This window comes from Streptomyces diastatochromogenes (genome assembly GCF_002242805.1).
In the GTDB taxonomy this organism is placed as follows: domain Bacteria; phylum Actinomycetota; class Actinomycetes; order Streptomycetales; family Streptomycetaceae; genus Streptomyces; species Streptomyces diastatochromogenes.
Window position 1 is genome coordinate 228,713 of sequence record NZ_MCGQ01000020.1, and the last position, 17,822, is coordinate 246,534.

At 69.9% G+C, this 17,822-nt stretch carries 14 protein-coding genes, 1 tRNA gene and 3 pseudogenes; 10 read left to right on the top strand and 8 right to left on the bottom strand.

Annotation, left to right across the window (positions count from 1 at the left end):
* The first annotated feature begins 125 nt into the window (after positions 1-125).
* The 4 genes from BEK98_RS24040 (at position 126) to BEK98_RS24055 (ending at position 3,122) form a co-directional block, all read left to right on the top strand.
* Entirely contained in the window at positions 126-572 is a 447-nt protein-coding gene (locus tag BEK98_RS24040; RefSeq protein WP_094218722.1) for an ATP-binding protein, read from the top strand.
* A 53-nt stretch (positions 573-625) separates the two neighbouring features.
* Complete coding sequence (locus tag BEK98_RS24045) at positions 626-1,189, top strand: GNAT family N-acetyltransferase (RefSeq protein WP_094218723.1); 564 nt, start codon at positions 626-628, stop codon at positions 1,187-1,189.
* Positions 1,190-1,307: 118 nt separating this feature from the next.
* Positions 1,308-2,237: an intradiol ring-cleavage dioxygenase gene (locus BEK98_RS24050; protein ID WP_094218724.1), complete on the top strand. Its 930-nt coding sequence runs from the start codon at positions 1,308-1,310 to the stop codon at positions 2,235-2,237.
* Between the two features lie 9 nt (positions 2,238-2,246).
* Positions 2,247-3,122 (top strand): triphosphoribosyl-dephospho-CoA synthase, encoded by an 876-nt coding sequence (locus BEK98_RS24055; protein ID WP_094218725.1) that lies wholly within the window; start codon positions 2,247-2,249, stop codon positions 3,120-3,122.
* A 22-nt stretch (positions 3,123-3,144) separates the two neighbouring features.
* Here the strand turns inward: BEK98_RS24055 and pdxR are convergent, their stop codons facing one another.
* From pdxR to BEK98_RS24070, 3 genes are all read right to left on the bottom strand, one after another.
* Entirely contained in the window at positions 3,145-4,509 is a 1,365-nt protein-coding gene (pdxR, locus tag BEK98_RS24060; protein ID WP_094218726.1) for a MocR-like pyridoxine biosynthesis transcription factor PdxR, read from the bottom strand.
* A 93-nt stretch (positions 4,510-4,602) separates the two neighbouring features.
* Positions 4,603-6,063: an aminopeptidase P family protein gene (locus BEK98_RS24065; RefSeq protein WP_094218727.1), complete on the bottom strand. Its 1,461-nt coding sequence runs from the start codon at positions 6,061-6,063 to the stop codon at positions 4,603-4,605.
* Between the two features lie 159 nt (positions 6,064-6,222).
* Positions 6,223-7,659: a PP2C family protein-serine/threonine phosphatase gene (locus BEK98_RS24070; RefSeq protein WP_094218728.1), complete on the bottom strand. Its 1,437-nt coding sequence runs from the start codon at positions 7,657-7,659 to the stop codon at positions 6,223-6,225.
* A gap of 606 nt (positions 7,660-8,265) precedes the next feature.
* Here BEK98_RS24070 and BEK98_RS24075 point away from each other — a divergent pair.
* Together BEK98_RS24075 and BEK98_RS24080 are read left to right on the top strand one after the other, a co-directional pair.
* A complete protein-coding gene (locus BEK98_RS24075) occupies positions 8,266-8,931 on the top strand; it encodes a bifunctional DNA primase/polymerase (protein ID WP_094218729.1) in 666 nt (221 codons plus the stop codon).
* A gap of 56 nt (positions 8,932-8,987) precedes the next feature.
* Positions 8,988-9,614, top strand: coding sequence for a hypothetical protein (locus tag BEK98_RS24080; RefSeq protein WP_244201949.1), 627 nt, complete (start codon positions 8,988-8,990; stop codon positions 9,612-9,614).
* A gap of 242 nt (positions 9,615-9,856) precedes the next feature.
* Here BEK98_RS24080 and BEK98_RS24085 read toward each other — a convergent pair whose 3' ends face one another.
* The 3 genes from BEK98_RS24085 to BEK98_RS24095 form a co-directional block, all read right to left on the bottom strand.
* A complete protein-coding gene (locus BEK98_RS24085; RefSeq protein WP_094218730.1) occupies positions 9,857-10,819 on the bottom strand; it encodes a DUF5926 family protein in 963 nt (320 codons plus the stop codon).
* Positions 10,820-11,030: 211 nt separating this feature from the next.
* A complete protein-coding gene (locus tag BEK98_RS24090) occupies positions 11,031-11,669 on the bottom strand; it encodes an ATP-binding protein (protein ID WP_094218900.1) in 639 nt (212 codons plus the stop codon).
* Positions 11,670-11,842: 173 nt separating this feature from the next.
* Positions 11,843-12,670 carry a glycerophosphodiester phosphodiesterase gene (locus BEK98_RS24095; RefSeq protein ID WP_094218731.1) on the bottom strand — a complete coding sequence of 276 codons (828 nt, stop codon included), beginning with the start codon at positions 12,668-12,670 and terminating at the stop codon, positions 11,843-11,845.
* Between the two features lie 295 nt (positions 12,671-12,965).
* Here BEK98_RS24095 and BEK98_RS24105 point away from each other — a divergent pair, with 295 nt between their 5' ends.
* Together BEK98_RS24105 and BEK98_RS24110 are read left to right on the top strand one after the other, a co-directional pair.
* Positions 12,966-14,474 carry a S1C family serine protease gene (locus tag BEK98_RS24105; protein ID WP_094218732.1) on the top strand — a complete coding sequence of 503 codons (1,509 nt, stop codon included), beginning with the start codon at positions 12,966-12,968 and terminating at the stop codon, positions 14,472-14,474.
* Between the two features lie 72 nt (positions 14,475-14,546).
* Positions 14,547-14,631 (top strand) — tRNA-Ser (locus BEK98_RS24110).
* A 145-nt stretch (positions 14,632-14,776) separates the two neighbouring features.
* Here the strand turns inward: BEK98_RS24110 and BEK98_RS24115 are convergent.
* A pseudogene (locus BEK98_RS24115) lies at positions 14,777-14,977 on the bottom strand (site-specific integrase); the annotation flags it as partial.
* Between BEK98_RS24115 and BEK98_RS24120 the strand changes: the two are divergent.
* Both BEK98_RS24120 and BEK98_RS24125 read left to right on the top strand, forming a co-directional pair.
* Positions 14,954-15,646: pseudogene (locus BEK98_RS24120) on the top strand (GntR family transcriptional regulator); the annotation flags it as partial. The pseudogenes BEK98_RS24115 and BEK98_RS24120 sit on opposite strands and share 24 nt — an antisense overlap.
* A gap of 71 nt (positions 15,647-15,717) precedes the next feature.
* A pseudogene (locus BEK98_RS24125) lies at positions 15,718-16,303 on the top strand (YdcF family protein).
* Between the two features lie 118 nt (positions 16,304-16,421).
* Here the strand turns inward: BEK98_RS24125 and BEK98_RS24130 are convergent.
* Positions 16,422-17,120: a pentapeptide repeat-containing protein gene (locus BEK98_RS24130; protein WP_208643206.1), complete on the bottom strand. Its 699-nt coding sequence runs from the start codon at positions 17,118-17,120 to the stop codon at positions 16,422-16,424.
* Between the last annotated feature and the right edge of the window lie 702 nt (positions 17,121-17,822).

The window sequence follows — 17,822 nt, forward strand, 5'->3', positions numbered from 1 at the left end:
ACATACACCGATTCCTCCCGGGACACATCGACCGTATGGGCGGAGTCACGTCAACGGAGTGCTTACAGCCGGGCACGGGCGGCAATAGGTACTGGTATGTCGAGCCGCGGCCAGGAGGCTGGAGCATGAGCATCTGGTGGTCACTCCATCTGCGGCGCGAGGCTGCGAGCGTTCCGCTCGCCCGGCGGCTGCTGATCGGCACGATGGAGACGGCGGGCGTCGACCCGGATGTCTCCTACGACCTGTCCGTCGCCCTCAGCGAGGCCTGCGCGAACGCGGTCGAGCACGGCGGGTACGGCTCGCGTGACGGCCGCTCGGAGGCCTACCGGGTGACCGCCTACCTCGACGGCGAGAAGTGCCGGATCGAGGTGGCCGACTCCGGGCCCGGGTTCACCCGCACCCAGGACATCAGACCGGCCCGCACGGACGCCGAGCACGGCCGCGGGCTCTGTCTGATCCGGGAACTCGCCGATCACGTGCACATCGGCGCCAAGCCGGGCCGGGGCGGGACGGTGGTGAGCTTCGACAAGATGCTCAAGTGGAAGAAAGATCCTTCCCTGCTTACGGCATGACGGTCCCTCTATTGGGTCCGCGCGGCTAGGGTGCGCGCATGCATGGCAGAGACATGGATCTGAAGAACGAGGAAATAGCGCACGGAGTGATCCTGCGCCCCCTCGCCGCGGCCGATGCTTTCGCGCTCGCCTCCGCTTATACCGAGAACCGTAAACACCTGGAACCGTGGGAGCCGGTCAGACCGGAATCCTTCTTCACCGCCGAGGGGCAGGCGGAGCGCATCGACGGGCTGCTGCGGCACTTCACCGAGGGTGCCGTGGTGCCGTGGGTGTTCGAGGATCCGGACGGCCGGATCGTAGGGGCGATCACCCTGTCCGGTATTTCGCACGGCCCTTTCTGCAGTTCCTATCTCGGGTACTGGGTCGCCGCCGACCAGCAGAACAAGGGGCTGGCCAGCTCTGCCGTGGAGCAGGTCTGCCGCATCGCCCGGGACACGATCGGGCTGCACCGGATCGAGGCGTCCACGCTGACGGACAACACCGGTTCGCAGCGGGTTCTGGCGAAATGCGGATTCAAAGCGATCGGACTCGCTCCCGATTACCTGCACATCAACGGGGAATGGCGGGACTGCCGGCTCTTCCAGCGTGTGCTGCACGACCACGCTCCGGTCCCGTAAGGGCGTGTTTTCGCCTGAGGGCGCGTTTTCGGCCTTTTCTCCGGCTTCCCTGCCTTCACAGCACTTTCCCAGGTCATGCCCATCGGACTGACAAGCGGTGTTCCTAACTTCCTCGGCCATGACGGGAAAACACAGAAACACCTCGATCACCCGGCGCCGGGCCCTCGCGGTCACCGGCGGCACGGTGGCGGCCGGCGGCCTCGCGGCCGTCGGCTACCAGTCGGCATTCGCCGACACGGCCACGGACGCCGAGGCGACCGCGACGGCCTCGGCGACCTCGACCAGCGGCACCTGCATGCAGCTGATGTCGAGCGTCACGGAGGGGCCGTACTACCTCGACGGTGCCTTGGTGCGCAAGGACATCACCGAGGGCAAGAACGGCGTCCCGCTGACCCTGCGGCTGACCGTCGTGGACGCCACCGACGGCTGCACCCCGGTCTCCGGCGCCGCGGTCGAGATCTGGCACTGCGACGCCTGGGGCTACTACTCCGGCTACACCACCGCCAACCCCGGCGGTTCGGCCCCGGCCGAGAGCGAGGAGGGCGACAGCGCCGACGACGCCACGTATCTGCGCGGCTATCAGATCGCCAACGCCAACGGGGTCGTGAAGTTCGAGACGATCTTCCCCGGCTGGTACACCCCGCGCACCTGCCACATCCACGTCAAGGTGCACACCGGCGGCGAGAAGGCGGACGGCACCTACGAGGGCGGCAAGGTGAACTTCACCGGCCAGCTGTTCTTCGACGACGACATCGCCGAGGAGATCTTCACCCTGGAGCCCTACTCCCGGCACACGGGCAGCTACACCACCCTCGCCAACGACATGGTCTACGGCGGCGGCGGCGCCTCCAGCGGCCTGCTCACCCTCAAGCCCGTGCACAAGAGCGACCCCTCCAAGGGGTACAAGGGCTCCCTGACGCTGGGCATCGACCCGGACGCGGAGAACACCGGCGCGGGCAGCGGCGGCGGGGGCACCCCGCCGAGCGGCGGCCCCACGGGTGCCCCGCCGAGTGACAGCCCCTCCCCTTCGGCGTCGGCCTCCTCCTAGGGGAGGGCGATGAACAGCCGCGAGGACGAGGCGCTGGCGCGGGCCGCCGTGGCCGCGCTCACCGGTCAGCTGGCGCTGGCACCCAAACCGGGGCTGCCCGACCCGCGCGACCTGAACGCCCGGACCACCCACGCCGACCACCGCGCCCTGCGCTGGTCCGCCAAGGCGCTCACCCCCGGCCTCGCGGCCATGGCCGCCGCCGCCCGCCGCACCGCCGAACCCACACCGGCGCTCCGCGCGGAACTCGGCGCGATCGGCCGCTGCACCGAACACACCCTCACCCTGGCGGGCGGCGGCCACCGGGGAGCCCTGTGGGTGCTGGGCCTGCTGGTCGCGGGGGTGGCGGTGGAGTCGGGGACGGGCGGATCGGCATCGGTCACGCGCGTACGCGGGTCCGGCGCTACCACCCAGGACGCCCGCGGCCGCGCCCACCGCATCACCGCGCTCGCCCGGCAGCTCGCCGCTCACCCCGACCGGGGTGCCCCGCCCCGGCCCACCAGGGGCTCCGCCGTCTCCGTCAAGTACGGGGCCGCGGGTGCCCGGGGTGAGGCGCGGGCCGGGTTTCCGCATGTGCGGCGGGCGTTGGACGCACTGGGCGCGGCCCGGGCGGGCGGTGCCGATGAGGGGCAGGCCCGGCTGGACGCCCTGCTCACCGTGATGTCCACCCTGCAGGACACCGAGTTGCTGCACACCGCGGGCCCGATCGGCCTGCGCCAGGTGCAGGCGGGCGCCCGCGCGGTCCTGGAGGCGGGCGGTACGGCGACGGCGGCCGGCGCCGAGGCCCTGGCCGCGCTCGACGCCGACCTGCACGCGCGCGCGTGGAGCCCCCGGGGCAGCGCGGGTCTGCTCGCGGGGGCGTTGTTCCTGGACGCGTTGGCACCTTGAGCAGAACCAAGCCACCGCTGCTTCAGGCGTCCAGGACCTTCGCCAGCACCTCCAGCGCCTCCGCATACGCCCGCTCCCGCGGGGTGCCGTAGCCGACGACCAGGCCCTGCGGCCGGCCTTCGGCGGGCGTTTGCCAGTGGCTGCCCAGATGGCCGACGGCGAGGCCCTCCGCCTCGGCGCGGGCCAGGGCCTCGGCCTCGTCGGGGACGTCGATCAGTGCGTGCAGTCCGGCCGCGATGCCCCGCACGTTCCGCCGCGCGCCCAGCCGGTCCAGCAGCTGGTCGCGGCGACGCCGGTAGCGCAGGCGGCACGCGCGTACGTGCCGGTCGTAGGCATGGCTGTCGATCAGCTCGGCGAGCGCCAGCTGCCCGATGGTCTCGGTGTGGTGGTCGCTGTGCAGCTTGGCGTCGGCGACCGCGTCGACCAGCTGCGGCGGCAGCACCATCCAGCCGAGCCGCAGTGCGGGGCCGAGGGTCTTGGAGGCGGTGCCCAGGTAGACGACCTGGCCCGGGGCCATGCCCTGCAACGCGCCCACCGGCTGGCGGTCGTAGCGGAACTCGCCGTCGTAGTCGTCCTCGACGATGAGCCCCCCGCGCGCGCGTGCCCAGTCGGTGAGCGCGCGGCGCCGCTCGGGGTGCAGGGTCACGCCGGTCGGGTACTGGTGGGCCGGGGTGACCACCACGGCGGCCGCCTCACCCAGTTCCGTGGGACGCACTCCGCGCTCGTCCACCCGCACCGGCAGCACGGTCCCGCCGTTGCGCCGCACCACCTCCCGGTGGAAGGGCAGCCCCGGGTCCTCCATCGCGATCGAGGCGCCGTCCAGCACACGCGTCAGCAGCGCGAGCCCCTGCACGTACCCGGAGGTGATCACGATCCGCTCCGGCGGCGCGAGCACCCCGCGGGCCCGCCCGAGGTAGCCGGAGAGCGCGGTGCGCAGCTCGATCCGGCCGCGCGGGTCGCCGTAGTCGTACGCCAGTGAGGGCGCCGTCGCTATGGCGCGGCGCAGCGCGCGCAGCCAGGCCGCGGCCGGGAACGCGCCCACGTCGGGACTGCCCGGCCGGAGGTCGAAACGCGGCGCACGCGCGTGTGGTGCCGTTCCCGGCGCCTCCTCCCGCAGGGCCGGCAGTTCGGCGACCCGGGTGCCGGACCCCTGCCGGGCGGTCAGATAGCCCTCGGCGACGAGCTGGTCGTACGCCGACTTCACGGTGCCGCGCGAGATGCCGAGTTCCGCCGCGAGCCGACGGGTGGCCGGCAGCCGGGTGCCGGGTGCGAGGCGCCCGTCGCGTACGGCGTCCCTGAGCGCCCGTTCCAGACCGACCCGGCGGCCGTCGGCCGCGTCCGGTTCGAGATGCAGGTCCACACCCACACCGGACCAGAAGTCGTCCACGAAAACCCTCCCCCTAGGCACGCGAAGCCTTCACACGCGTACGGACACACCGATGGCCGGGCACCTCCGGGTACCCGGCCATCAGTAGTCCTATCAGCCCTTCAGGGACGCCATCCAGGCCTCGACCTCGTCGGAGCGGCGCGGCAGGCCGTCCGAGAGGTTCCGGTTGCCGTCCTCGGTGACGAGGATGTCGTCCTCGATGCGGACGCCGATGCCCCGGTACTCCTCGGGGACCGTCAGGTCGTCGGCCTGGAAGTACAGGCCCGGCTCCACGGTGAGCACCATGCCCGGCTCCAGCGTGCCGTCGACGTACGTCTCGACCCGCGCGGCCGCGCAGTCGTGGACGTCCAGGCCGAGCATGTGGCCGGTGCCGTGCAGGGTCCAGCGGCGCTGCAGGCCCAGCTCCAGGACGCGCTCGACCGGGCCCTCGACCAGGCCCCACTCGACGAGCCGCTCGGCGAGGACGCGCTGGGCGGCGTCGTGGAAGTCGCGGTACTTGGCGCCCGGCTTCACGGCCGCGATACCGGCCTCCTGGGCCTCGTACACGGCGTCGTAGACCTTCTTCTGGATCTCGCTGTACGTGCCGTTGACCGGCAGCGTGCGCGTGACGTCGGCGGTGTACAGCGTGTGCGTCTCCACGCCCGCGTCCAGCAGGAGCAGGTCACCGGAGCGCACCGGGCCGTCGTTGCGCACCCAGTGCAGCGTGCAGGCGTGCGCGCCGGCCGCGCAGATGGAGCCGTAGCCGACGTCGTTGCCCTCCACACGCGCGCGGAGGAAGAACGTGCCCTCGATGTAGCGCTCGCTCGTCGCCTCGGCCTTGTCGAGGACCTTCACGACGTCCTCGAAGCCGCGCACGGTGGAGTCGACGGCCTTCTGCAGCTCGCCGATCTCGAAGGCGTCCTTGACCAGCCGGGCCTCGGACAGGAAGACCCGCAGCTCCTCGTCGCGCTCGGCGGTGACCTTGTCGGTCAGGGCGGCCTCGATGCCGGCGTCGTAGCCGCGGACGACCCGCACCGGGCCGGTGGCCTCGCGCAGCTTGTCGGCCAGCTCGCGCACGTCGGCGGCCGGGATGCCGTACAGCGCCTCGGACTCGGTCAGGGAGTGGCGGCGGCCGACCCACAGCTCGCCCTGGCCGGAGAGCCAGAACTCGCCGTTCTCGCGGTCGGAGCGGGGCAGGAGGTAGATCGTCTCCTTGTGGCCCTCGGCGGTGGGCTCCAGGACGAGGACGCCGTCCTCGGACTGGTTGCCGGTGAGGTAGGCGTACTCGACCGAGGCGCGGAAGGAGTACTCGGTGTCGTTCGAGCGGGTCTTCAGATTGCCCGCGGGGATGACGAGGCGCTCGCCCGGGAAGCGCGCGGAGAGCGCGGCGCGGCGCCGGGCGGTCTCGGCGGCCTGCGGGATCTGCTCCAGGTCGTGCAGCTCCGTGTCGGCCCACCCGGACTTCATGTTCTCGGCCAGCTCGTCGGAGACGCCTGGGTACAGGCCGTTCTTCCGCTGCTTGACGGGCTCCTCGGACTCAGCTTCCGGGGTCTCCGGGTTGAGCGCGTCGGACACGTGATCCTCCTCGGTACGGCATGTGATCTCCCCCCGGGCCCGTGATGCTCGCGATCGTGCCCGAGCAGGGGACCTCCATCATCGTACGGTCGTACAGAAAGCGACCCTGGGCCGGAAGACCTGTTATGCCCACCCATGCCAGGCGGTGCGGGAGCGCTCTCAGTCGAAGCGGGCCGCGAGCAGGACCACGTCCTCCTCGCTGTCGGCCGTGTCCAGGCCGTCGGGCAGGACCGTGCGCAGCACGTGGTCGGCGACCGCCCCCGGGTCGCGGCGCAGGGTGCGCGGGATGCTCGCGGCGGCCGCGTGCAGCCGGGCGAAGGCGCGGTCCATGGGGTCGCCGGTACGGTGCAGCAGCCCGTCGGTGTAGAGCAGCACGGTCTCCCCGGCCTCGGCCTGGATCTCCACGCTCGGCGCCTCCCAGCAGGCGAGCATGCCGAGCGGCGCGGAGACGGAGGTCTCGGCGAACTCGGTGCGCCGCTCGCCGATCAGCAGGGGCGGGCTGTGCCCGGCGCCGGCCAGGGTGATCCTGCGCAGGGCCGGCTCGCAGTAGGCGAACAGGGCGGTGGCCGAGCGGGCGGGCTCGGTCAGGCGCAGCAGCAGCTCCAGGTCGGACAGGACGGCGACCGGGTCCTCGCCCTCCATCACGGCGTAGGCCCTGAGGGAGGCGCGCAGCCGGCCCATGGCGGCCACCGCGCTGGGTCCGGAGCCGGTGACCGAGCCGACGGAGAGGCCGAGGGCGGCGTCGGGCAGCGGCAGCGCGTCGTACCAGTCGCCGCCGCCGCGCGGGCCGGTGCGGTGCCGGGCGGCGAGCTGGACGCCGGCCACCCTCGGCAGCCGGGAGGGCAGCAGTTCCCCGGCGATGGTCGCCACGCACGTGCGCGCGCGTTCGACTTCCACCAGCAGGGCGAGGTGCTCGGCGGCGTGGCGGACGTACAGGCCGATCAGGTGGCGGTGGTGCTCGTCCGGCTCGGCGGGCTCGTCGTACAGCCACACGGCGGCGCCGAGGCGGCCGGCGGACTCGGTGGTCAGGGGGACGGCGTAGCTGGCGGCGTAGCCGAGGCGGGCGGCCACCTCGCGGTGGCGGGGGTCGAGGCCGTGCTCGGCGAACAGGTCGGCGTGCACGATCTCGGCGTTCGCGCCGGTGCCCGCGCCGGCGTCCAGGAGGGCGCCGTGGGGCAGGGAGCCGCGCGGCACGGTCTCCATGTGGCCGAGGTCGGCGCGGCCGAGGCCGAAGCCGATGGTGGTGCGGGGGGCGAGTCCGTCGGCGGGTTCCAGGACGACCAGACCGCGGCGGGCGCCGACGAGGGCGGATCCGGCGCGCAGCAGCTCCTCGAGTGCGGGCTCGAGGGCGTCCGTGCGGGACAGGCGTTCGGTGAGTTCGTGGAGGGTCGTGAGGTCCGAGACCCAGCCGGCCAGCCGGTCCTGGAGCAGGGTGCCGGGGGCGGGTCCGGTGGGGGTGGGGGTGTTCCTGGCCGGAAGTGCGCTGTCCGGGGAGGGGCCGGCGCCCGGGGCGGCGGGTGTGGGCGCGACAGTGTGTGCGGGTGGGGGAACCGCTGGATCGATTCCAGCCACTTTCGGAGGGTGCGGGGCGTTCATGGCGTCCGGCCTTCAGACCTGTGCGTATTGCTCAAAAGCATCGCAAACCCCCATGTCATTCTGCGCCGCTAGCAGTGTCTCCACATGTACACGCACTCGTGAGGGGATGTCCAGCATTGTCCTGCAGGGATTCCTGGTGTCCATGCGTCTGATGTGGGTTTCCTTCGAAACCCTTGCCTTACTGCCAAGTTGGCTTAAAACTGCCTTAGGTATCGGTCCATTGCGGTCGACTGGCCTTGCTCCACTGAGCGTCACTGCGGTCGTGATGGGTACGTACTCGGTGAAGGCCAGGGGTGGTTGGGGGCCACCCGGAACCTGGCGACGGACCCGGGCGTCATAGCCACCGACGGCCGAGCCCCATCCTCCCGTGGTGGAGGCGGAGAGAAATACGCGCGACGGCAAAACGCCAGACTTCGCCACCCCCATGCCGCACCCGTGCTTTTGATAGACGCACTACGGACGCGGCCAACGCTCGACCCCTTGGGGTTCCCCTTGCCATGCGCAGGGGTGTGATGCGCCAACAGGTACGCACAGTGAAGTGATCGACACATGGTGTGATGTGGTCCACGGTGTTGCCAGCGGTGCAACGGAAAGGAACGAGCGCTCATGCGCGAGATCCTCGGAAGGCGACGCAGGCTCCTGTCCAGGCGGAAAGACGGGAGGCCTGAGCTGATCAGCGCGGCCCTGACCTTCGCGACGGAATGGCAGTGGCCCGTGCTCCCGGGCGTGGCCCCGGACCCGCAGGGACGGGCCCGCTGCGCCTGCCCCGACCCGGAGTGCACGGTGCCCGGTGCGCACCCCTTCGACCCCGGCCTGCTCGCCGCCACCACCGACGGGCGCATGGTGCGCTGGTGGTGGGGCAACCGGCCGAGCGCGCCGATCATCCTCGCCACCGGCGGCAACGCGCCCTGCGCGGTCAGCCTGCCGGCGCCCGCGGCGGCCCAGGCCCTCGACCTGCTCGACCGGCGGGGCATGCGCCTCGGCCCGGTGATCGCCGCGCCGACCCGCTGGTCGGTGCTCGTCAAGCCGTACTCCATGGAGCAGCTCGGCGAGCTGCTCTACGCCAAGGACTTCGTGCCCGGCTCGCTGCGCTTCCACGGCGAGGGCGGCTACCTCGCCCTGCCGCCCTCCGAGACCGGCCAGGGCGCCGTCCGCTGGGAGCGCGCCCCGCTGCCGGGCTCGGCCTCGCCCTGGGTGCCCGATGTGGAGGCCGTGGTGGACGCCGTGGTCGACGCCCTCACTCGTACGGGTGTGAGCGCGCCCGAGTTGTAGGGGTGTCGGGCGCGGGTGCGGCCGGATGTCCGCCCGTGGTCGTTATCTTCCGCTACATGCTGCGCATTCCTGGGGGTCACGGCAATCGGTCGTCGCACCGCGGCGGGCCGGACCCCCGAAGGCTTCGTCTGCTCGCTCTCCTGGGCGTCGTGGTGGGCGTCGTCGCTCTGCCGCTGGCCGTGGCGTCCGCGGGGCAGGTGGGCGACGCCGCGGGATCTCCGGGGGCGGGCGGCGGGGCCGGCGTACACGCGCCGTCGTCCTCGTCTTTGCTCGGTGACGCGAAGATGCCCTCCGTCGCTCCCACGCGTTCCCCCCTGCTGCTCGGCCTGGGCGTGGCCACCGCGGCCCGCTGCGGACCCGAACTCTCCTCACCCGAGGGCGTCGAGGCGCAGACCTGTGTACTGACACAGGGCGAGGACACCTGGGCGCGCACCTACTACCGCAACACCAGCGGCGAGGCCGTGGACTCCGTGCTGAGCCTGATGGAGCCGGCCGGCCGCACTGTGCAGACGCACTGCGCCACGGACGCCGCCGACGAGCCCGCCACTTGCGAGACACCCCGTGAACGCACCCGGGGTTCGCTGGACGGCTACACGGCCGTCGCCGAGTTCGCCGCGCACGGTGCCGATGGGCCGCTGCTGCTGCGCTCGGGCAGCAACTCCGAGGCGACGAACGGGAGTTGACGCTCCGCGCGGTGCTGTACGCCGTGCGCGGACATGGAAAGGCCCGGTTGCTGGCGACGGGGGATGCACCAGCAACCGGGCTACTGGAACGGTAACAAGAGATCGGCGGTTCGCAAATTCGATCTCGGCTATTCGGACACCGATTTCCCTGTCGCGACGGGGAGTTGTGACAGGAGTCACCTGATTCGGGCGCCGTCGTCACGGCTGACCGACCGTTCAGCCGTGACGCGTGCCCGGAAGCGTCAGCTGAGCGTGACCTGCCGGTTGGTCAGCCCGCCGCGCGCGCGGCGCTCGTCGGCCGTGAGCGGCTCGGTGGCCGCGAGGGCGGTGGCGAGCCGCTCGGCGAACTCGGCGGCCGGCTTCTCCACGTCCTCGGCCGTGACCCCGCTCGGCAGGTCCCAGACCGGCACCGTGAGGCCGTGAGCACGGAAGGAGCCCACCAGCCGGGTGCCCTCGCCGAGGCTGGAGCGGCCCGCCGCGTGCAGCCGGGCGAGAGCGTCCAGAAGCTGCTCCTCCGGATGCGGCATGACCCAGCGCAGGTGGTTCTTCTCCGGGGTCTCGCACCAGTAGGCGGCATCCACGCCGGACAGCTTCACGGTCGGGATGGCGGCGGCGTTGGCCCGCTCCAGGGAGGCGGCCACGTCCGGGGTGGCGTTCTCCGCGTCCGGCACCCAGAACTCGAAGCCGCTGTGCACAACTGGCTCGAACGCGCCTTCAGGGTCGAGCAGCTCCTGCAGCCGCGGACCCCCCGCGGGGGCGCGGCGGCCCTCCACCGGCGTGCCGGGCGCGGCCTCCAGCGCACGCCGGAGCGTGTCGGCGAGGTCGCGGCTGATGTCGCCGGAGGGCGTGTCGTTCTGCAGGCCGAGCAGGACCGAGCCGTCGTCTCGGCGCAGCGCGGGCCAGGCCATCGGCAGCACCGTGGCGAGCGTGACCGACGGGACGCCCTCGGGCAGGCCGGCCGTCAGGGTCAGCTCCACCGTGGCGGCCGGCACCAGCTCGCGCAGCGCCACCCAGTCGCACTCGCCCGGCAGCCCTTCGAACGGGCGCTGCACCAGCTCGGTCGCGGCGTGGGCGGCGGCCCGGCCGTGGCACGCCTTGTAGCGCCGGCCGCTGCCGCAGGGGCAGGGTTCGCGGGCGCCGACAACCGGGATCTCTCCGTCCGTGATCTGCGGCTTGGCCTTCGTCTGGGGTCGCTTCTTGGCCATCGTGGGGTCTCCCGGTTAGGGCTCGTCTCGTACGGGCGGGAGCCTAGCCGTTCGCGCCACGACCGACGGGAACCTGTGGACAACGGACACGTGGGCGACGCCGACGGGGTGAACCTGTGGACAACTCCCTTGTCGCCGCCCCGCTCAGGCAGTCCGGTCCTCGTGTCCCCGCCCGGTTCAGACAGTCCGGGTCCTCATGTCCCCGTCGTGTTCAGTCCAGGTCGTCGAACGCGTCCGCGAAGTCCAGTTCGGCCATGGCCGGAACCGTGGAGGAGGTGACGCGCGTAGCGAAACCACCGTGACGGCACCCGGCATCCGGATCATGAACGTCCTCGTTGACCACGACCCAGACCGTCACCTCGCCCCGGATGTCGTCCCGGACGCCCCAGTCGTCGGCGAGGGCCGTGATGATGTTCAGCCCGCGGCCGCCGTGCGCGGTGACCGACGGGGTGGCCGGAGCCGGGCGGGTCGGGCCGCCGCCGTCCGTCACCTCCACGGTGAGCCGCCCGCGCACGTCCACCCGCCAGGCGGCGCGTACGTCGCCGTCCCCGGGCGGAGCGTCCCCCAACGGGCGCCCGTGTTTGCAGGCGTTGCTCAAAAGCTCCGAAAGGATCAGTACGGCATCGTCGATGACCGATTCCGATACGCCACCGCTGCGCAACTGCGCACGCATACGGTGCCTCGCCTTCCCCACGCCCGCAGGGCCATGGGGTACGGCCATGCTCGACGACGTGGGCACCTCCTGTGCCACCACCAACGCCACCCCCGAGACCTCCTTTGCCCCACGCCACGGTGTGGATGCCCCATTGGCCTGTACCGGAAACCGGCCAATCCTCTTCCGGTGACGCATTCGCAACGACCGCATACGGAGCGAATGCGCCGGAGCACTCCCTGTGACGGGCCTGTCGTCGTGTGGCTGGATTTCGTTGGTGTGGCCGAGAACGGAGAATGGTCGAGCCGGGGGTCCGGGTCAAGGGGCGCGGACGGGTCCTTACCGGGCTCTTGGGCTCAGCTTCCCCGTGCTCAACGCCCCAGTCGCTGCAGCACCGCGCGCGGGCGGTTGGTGATGATGGCGTCGATGCCCAGATCGACACAGAGGTCGACGTCCTCGGGCTCGTTCACGGTCCAGACGTGGACCCGGTGGCCGGCGCGCTTCAGCCGCTCCACGTACGCCGGGTGGTTGCGCACGATACGGATCGAGGGGCCCGCGATCCCCACGCCCGCCGGCAGCCGTCCGTCGCGCAGCCGGGGCGAGAGGAACTGGACCAGGTAGACCGTCGGCAGCGTGGGCGCCGCGGCCCGCACGCGGTGCAGCGAGCGCGCCGAGAAGCTCATGACCCGTACCTGCGACTCGGCGGCCGAGGCCGGTGCGTCCAGGCCGAATCGCTTCAGCAGGAGCAGCAGCCGCTCCTCCACCTGCCCGGCCCAGCGTGTGGGGTGCTTGGTCTCGATGGCCAGTTCCACCCGCCGCCCGGCGTCCGCGACCAGCTCCAGCAGTCGCTCCAGGGTGAGTACGGAGGTGTCCGCCGCGTCCTCCGGCCGGTGCACCCAGTCGGGCTCCTCGTCGCGTCCGCGCCAGGCCTCGCGCGTCTTCCAGGAGCCGAAGTCCAGGGCGGCGAGATCGGCCAGCTCCAGGGCGGAGACGGCCCCGCGGCCGTTGGAGGTGCGGTTCACCCGCCGGTCGTGGACGCAGACCAGATGGCCGTCGGCGGTCAGTCGTACGTCGCACTCCAGGGCGTCCGCGCCGTCCTCGATCGCCTTCTTGTAGGCGGCCAGGGTGTGCTCGGGCGCGTCCTCGGAGGCCCCCCGATGGGCGACGACCTGGATGGGGTGCTGTGGTGCGTGGGTCACCGCGTCATGGTGCCACCCGCGCGGGGTACGTGGGGCGGCGCGGCCGCGTCCGTCGGGCGAACGGAGGCACCCACCATGCCCTTTTATGTAACTTTTGCGAGAAAGGTGTCATGTAAAGGATGACCCTGGACCCACAGCCACCGCTTATGGTGCTCTGACGGCCCGTGGGAAAAGCTGACTGCATACAAGCACGACACAGGACCGTGCACAGCTGTTCGCAACGGACCGACGACAGCGTGAACGAGCGTGACCGAGTGCGACCTAGGACAACAGCCGTGGATCGAGGAGAAGAGCTGTGAGCACCGAGAACGAGGGCAACGCGGTACCCCCGGCGCCGTCCGCACCTCCCGTGCCGGTGGCATCTCCCGCTGCTTCCCCGCAGGACCCCGCGCCGGACGCGACGCCGACGGCTCAGCTGCCGCCGGTGCCCCCCGGCACCCCGGGCGCGCCCGAGCAGGGCCCGGCGCCGGCCGCACAGGCCCAGGAGGGCCCGTCCGACGGATATCAGCCCCCGGCCGGTTACCCCGACCCCGCCTCGGCCGGCTACCCCGGCCCCGCCCCCGACGGCTCCTGGCCGGCTCCGGCTCCGGCCACGCCCGCCTACGGCGACGGCGGCCCCGGTGGCCCGGGTGGCTCCGGCACCGTCTGGGGCGCGTCGTACCAGCAGCCCGCCCCCAAGCCCCGCAGCGGGCGCGGTGGGCTGGTCGCCGCGGTCCTGGTGGCCGCGCTGGTCGCGGGCGGTCTGGGCGGCGGCCTCGGCTACACCCTGGCCAAGGACAACGACAACAACGGCTCCACCACCGTCTCCGCCTCCGACAACAGCGCCTCCCAGGTCAAGCGCGCCCCGGGCACGATCGCCGGCGTGGCCGCCAGGGCACTGCCCAGCACGGTCACCATCGAGGCGGAGAGCACCAGCGGCGAGGGCGGCACGGGCACCGGGTTCGTCTTCGACACCCAGGGCCACATCGTCACCAACAACCACGTGGTGGCGGACGCCGTCGACGGCGGCAAGCTGACCGCGACGTTCCCCGACGGCAAGAAGTACGACGCCGAGATCGTCGGCCACGCCCAGGGGTACGACGTCGCCGTCATCAAGCTCAAGGACGCCCCCTCCGACCTCAAGCCCCTCGCCCTCGGCGACTCGGACAAGGTGGCCGTCGGCGACGAGACCATCGCCATCGGCGCCCCCTTCGGCCTGTCCAACACGGTGACCACGGGCATCATCAGCGCCAAGAACCGCCCGGTGGCCTCCAGCGACGGCAGCTCGTCCAGCAAGGCGTCCTACATGAGCGCCCTGCAGACCGACGCGTCCATCAACCCCGGCAACTCGGGCGGACCGCTGCTGGACGCCTCCGGCGCGGTCATCGGCATCAACTCGGCCATCCAGTCCAGCGGCAGCGGCGGCTTCGGCTCGGGCCAGTCCGGCTCGATCGGCCTCGGCTTCGCGATCCCGATCAACCAGGCCAAGTACGTCGCCCAGCAGCTGATCAAGACCGGCAAGCCGGTGTACGCCAAGATCGGCGCGTCCGTCTCCCTGGAGGACTCCACCGGCGGCGCGAAGATCACCGACCAGGGCGCGGGCGGCGCCGCCGCGGTCGAGTCGGGCGGCCCGGCCGACAAGGCGGGCCTCAAGCCCGGGGACGTCATCACCAAGCTCGACAACAACGTGATCGACAGCGGCCCGACCCTGATCGGCGAGATCTGGACCCACAAGCCCGGCGACAAGGTCACGATCACCTACACGCGCGGCGGCCAGGAGCACACCGTGGACCTCACCCTCGGCTCCCGCGCGGGCGACAACTGACCCGCCCGCCCCACGGCCCGCCCCGCTCCCGGTACGCTGTACCCCGCTCCGCCCCCGGGCGGGCGAAGCCGAGGTGGGTTGCCCGAGCGGCCTAAGGGAACGGTCTTGAAAACCGTCGTGGCGCGAGTCACCGTGGGTTCAAATCCCACACCCACCGCTTAGCAGGTCAGAAGCTTGCAGGTCAGAAGGGGTGCCACTCTCCGGAGGGGCACCCCTTCTGCACGCACCTTGTCTCACCCTGACTCGCCCGTATCCCGGTGTTGACCAGTGCGTATGGGCCATCTGTGGGCCAACGTGGGCCGTCAGCCGCCCTTGTTCAGCTCGGCCGCGATGAGCTGATTGGAGCGCGCCTGTCCGCCCTGAAGGATCTTGGCGTAGAAGCGGAAGAGGACGGCGATGCTGTGGCCGGCCCGTCGGGCCACCTCCACGGGGTCCACGCCCGACTTGATCCATAGGGATACGCCGGCGTGCCGAAGGGAGTACGGCACCTTGTCGAGGCTGGTGAGGGCTCCAAGTCGATGGTTCATCAGGCGTACAAAGCGCTTGAGGCTGAGGGGCTGGTGACGTCGTCACGCGGGCATGGCACGGTCGTGCGTCCGAGCGCACCCCTCAAGCGGCTGGGCATCGGTCGGTACGACAAGGTGAAGTGGCGGGACGGCGACGAGGTCGCGTTCATCGCGGACCGTGTGGCTTCGGGGCACGCGTACAAGCGGAACGAGCAGACACAGACTGTGAGCCGTGTCGAGGCGAGTCATCTCGTTGCCGAGGGACTCGGTGTTCCGGTCGGCTCCGAGGTGTACGCACGGGCCCGCCTGGTGATGGAAGGCGCCCAGCCGACCCACACCCTGACCAGCTACTACCGGCCCGAACACGTCGCGGGAACGCGCATCGTCGACCCGACGCCGGGCCCCGCCGCCCATGGTGGCGGGTATCGCGTGCTGTACGACGCCGGGTACGAGATCGACCACATGAAAGAGGCACTGTACGCCCGCGTCCCCACCGCCGACGAGGTGAAGCTCCTGCAGCTCCCACCAGGTGAACCCGTGGTGGAGCTTCACTGAACTACGTACACGGCCGATGGCGCGGTGGTTGAGTTTGCAGTCGGCATCCACTCGGCTTCCCGGTTCGCGTGGGAGTACGAGTTCAAGGTGCCCGATTCGGCCCGTGACGAGGACAAGGAAGCTTCGCAGCGATCTCCGAACAGGACTGGGAAGACACTCAGCTTCTGTGGGACTACCAGCAGATGCACCACAACCCGCGCCCCTGTTCGGTCGGCATCGGTCTGGGCAGCCACGACCTGGGGGCGGCCGATAGGACTATCGACCTGTACCAGCGCGGCATGATGCCGCTGATCGTCTTCACGGGTGCGACCAGCCGCACCACGAAGGACCGCATGCCACGCGGTGCCAGCGGACGTCATCCTCATCGAACCCCACGCCCGAAACACGGGACAGAACATGACGCTTTCTCGTGCATTGCTGGAAGAGAGCGGGATCGGCGTAACGTCTGTGCTCCTGGTGAGCAAGCTGTAAGAGGAACGGCGGGCCTACGCCACCGCCCGCAAGCTCTGGCCTGAGATGGAATTCGTCAGCGCGTCCGCGCCCATTACAGTTCCTGAATACGTTAAGTCGATCCGGGACCCTCGCCTGGTCATTGACATGCTAGTCGGGTCGTTGCAACGCTTGCTGATCTATCCGGCTCAGGGTTTTATGATCGCGCAGGAAGTATCCGACGAGGTGATCCGAGCATATGAGCGACTTGCGCCGTGCGGATTTGCGAGCAGGCTTGTTTCCGAGGACGTCTGGAGTGCCCCTGGAACGAGGACGTGATCCCGTTCTGCGCTCAGCGTCCCTCAGCCACGAGTGAGGGCTTGTCGGAGCGCGGTCCGGCTGATGCCGATTTCGTCGGTCAGCCGCGCCGGGACGATGGCGGGCCTGAGTTGTTGCCTCACGGAGCGGGCGCGACCGCTTGAAGCCTGTCGGGCCACGTTGCCGCATTATTTGGGCACGGCCCCTGTCGTCCTCTGCTAATGACAGTACGACCCTTGGCGTCAATTTTTTTTATCGGGCGAACGTCTCCCATATGGGAGCTCTGCAATCTTTTGGGAGGCCAACATGTCAAGGCATTCACCTGGGCACCCCGCAGCGAAGACACTTCGCGCATGTCGGCCAAGCCGAGGTCTGCAGTCAATAGGTAAGCATCAGTTAGATCAGCCTTGCTGAAAGTGGCGGTCGATAGGTCCGCTCCGGTGAAGTTGGCGTCCTTCAAAATGGCATTATTGAAATCTGCGCCTCGAAGTGACGCGTCACGAAATTGGTAGCCAGTGAGATCCCGTCCCCGGAAATTGGCGTCAGAGAGATCCTTCCCGTTGAAGTTTAGCCCTTCGATTGAATGTCCTTCGGGATTGAATCCGTGGATGGAAGAGGCGATGGTGACATTTGCGCGCCACGCCGCCTCCTCTTGGGAGCTTTTCAGGGCTTCTTGCAGAAAAAGCATGGAAAGGCTGACGGCGAAACCGGTGATCAGGCCACCCCCCATGCCGGCAAGGACGCTGCTCTCGGCTGACAATTGATGTGCCCCAAGTGCAAGTCTCCACGCGAGAAGCGAAAAGGAGATCCCCATGGCAATCATTACTCCGACAAGCATCCACTGTCCGAGATTAACCGACGTTAGCATGCCGATCATTATTCTCTGCGCCGATACCGAAAGGCTGCATCTCCGGGCGATGTCTTTCAATAATCACTCAAACGGGTTCCGTGAGTCATTTCATCGGCTCAAGGAACTACTAGCACAGGGGGGCGCCCAGGCAGTAGCGAAGTGGCATTATGCATCGCGGGGTGCTGTCACGAATGATTCGTGCATATCGTAGGCAGCCGACGCCCCAATCATCCATATTGGAGCGAAACCAAGAACCAAAGGCCAATCGTGGCCGTATTTCCGCCAGTTGTACACTGCGAGTAGCACTGCGGCGGCGAGGCTCAGTATCGCTACTCCTTCGAAATCCAGTCGCGTTGAGTGGAGCATCCCGGCCTGGTACGAGCGGTTGCTGCGACCTGAAAACTCGGACGAGACTTCGTTTCTCCAGTGGTCCCATTTCAGCGCTCCGCGCAATCGGCCCGAAAGGGAGTCGCGGAAGTATCGATGAATTAGCTTTATGTAAAACTCGTGGAGCATGTAGCGACTGGCGAACATGTAGGACGACAGCGGAATGATTAGGATCAAGGCTAGATTCGAGACCCTGGAGATCGCTAGGCCGGGATATCGCACCTGCGGATATGATCTGCAGGGCAAAAATGCTCCATTGTATATTTGTTCGCCGCTCGACCTCTGTGTGTAGTGTCAAATATT

Coding starts and splice junctions, on each gene's coding strand:
- BEK98_RS24040 (WP_094218722.1), top strand. CDS start 126: ATGAGCATCTGGTGGTCACTCCATCTGCGGCGCGAGGCTGCGAGCGTT.
- BEK98_RS24045 (WP_094218723.1), top strand. CDS start 626: ATGGATCTGAAGAACGAGGAAATAGCGCACGGAGTGATCCTGCGCCCC.
- BEK98_RS24050 (WP_094218724.1), top strand. CDS start 1,308: ATGACGGGAAAACACAGAAACACCTCGATCACCCGGCGCCGGGCCCTC.
- BEK98_RS24055 (WP_094218725.1), top strand. CDS start 2,247: ATGAACAGCCGCGAGGACGAGGCGCTGGCGCGGGCCGCCGTGGCCGCG.
- BEK98_RS24070 (WP_094218728.1), bottom strand. CDS start 7,659: ATGAACGCCCCGCACCCTCCGAAAGTGGCTGGAATCGATCCAGCGGTT.
- BEK98_RS24075 (WP_094218729.1), top strand. CDS start 8,266: ATGCGCGAGATCCTCGGAAGGCGACGCAGGCTCCTGTCCAGGCGGAAA.
- BEK98_RS24080 (WP_244201949.1), top strand. CDS start 8,988: ATGCTGCGCATTCCTGGGGGTCACGGCAATCGGTCGTCGCACCGCGGC.
- BEK98_RS24085 (WP_094218730.1), bottom strand. CDS start 10,819: ATGGCCAAGAAGCGACCCCAGACGAAGGCCAAGCCGCAGATCACGGAC.
- BEK98_RS24090 (WP_094218900.1), bottom strand. CDS start 11,669: ATGCGTCACCGGAAGAGGATTGGCCGGTTTCCGGTACAGGCCAATGGG.
- BEK98_RS24130 (WP_208643206.1), bottom strand. CDS start 17,120: ATGCTTGTCGGAGTAATGATTGCCATGGGGATCTCCTTTTCGCTTCTC.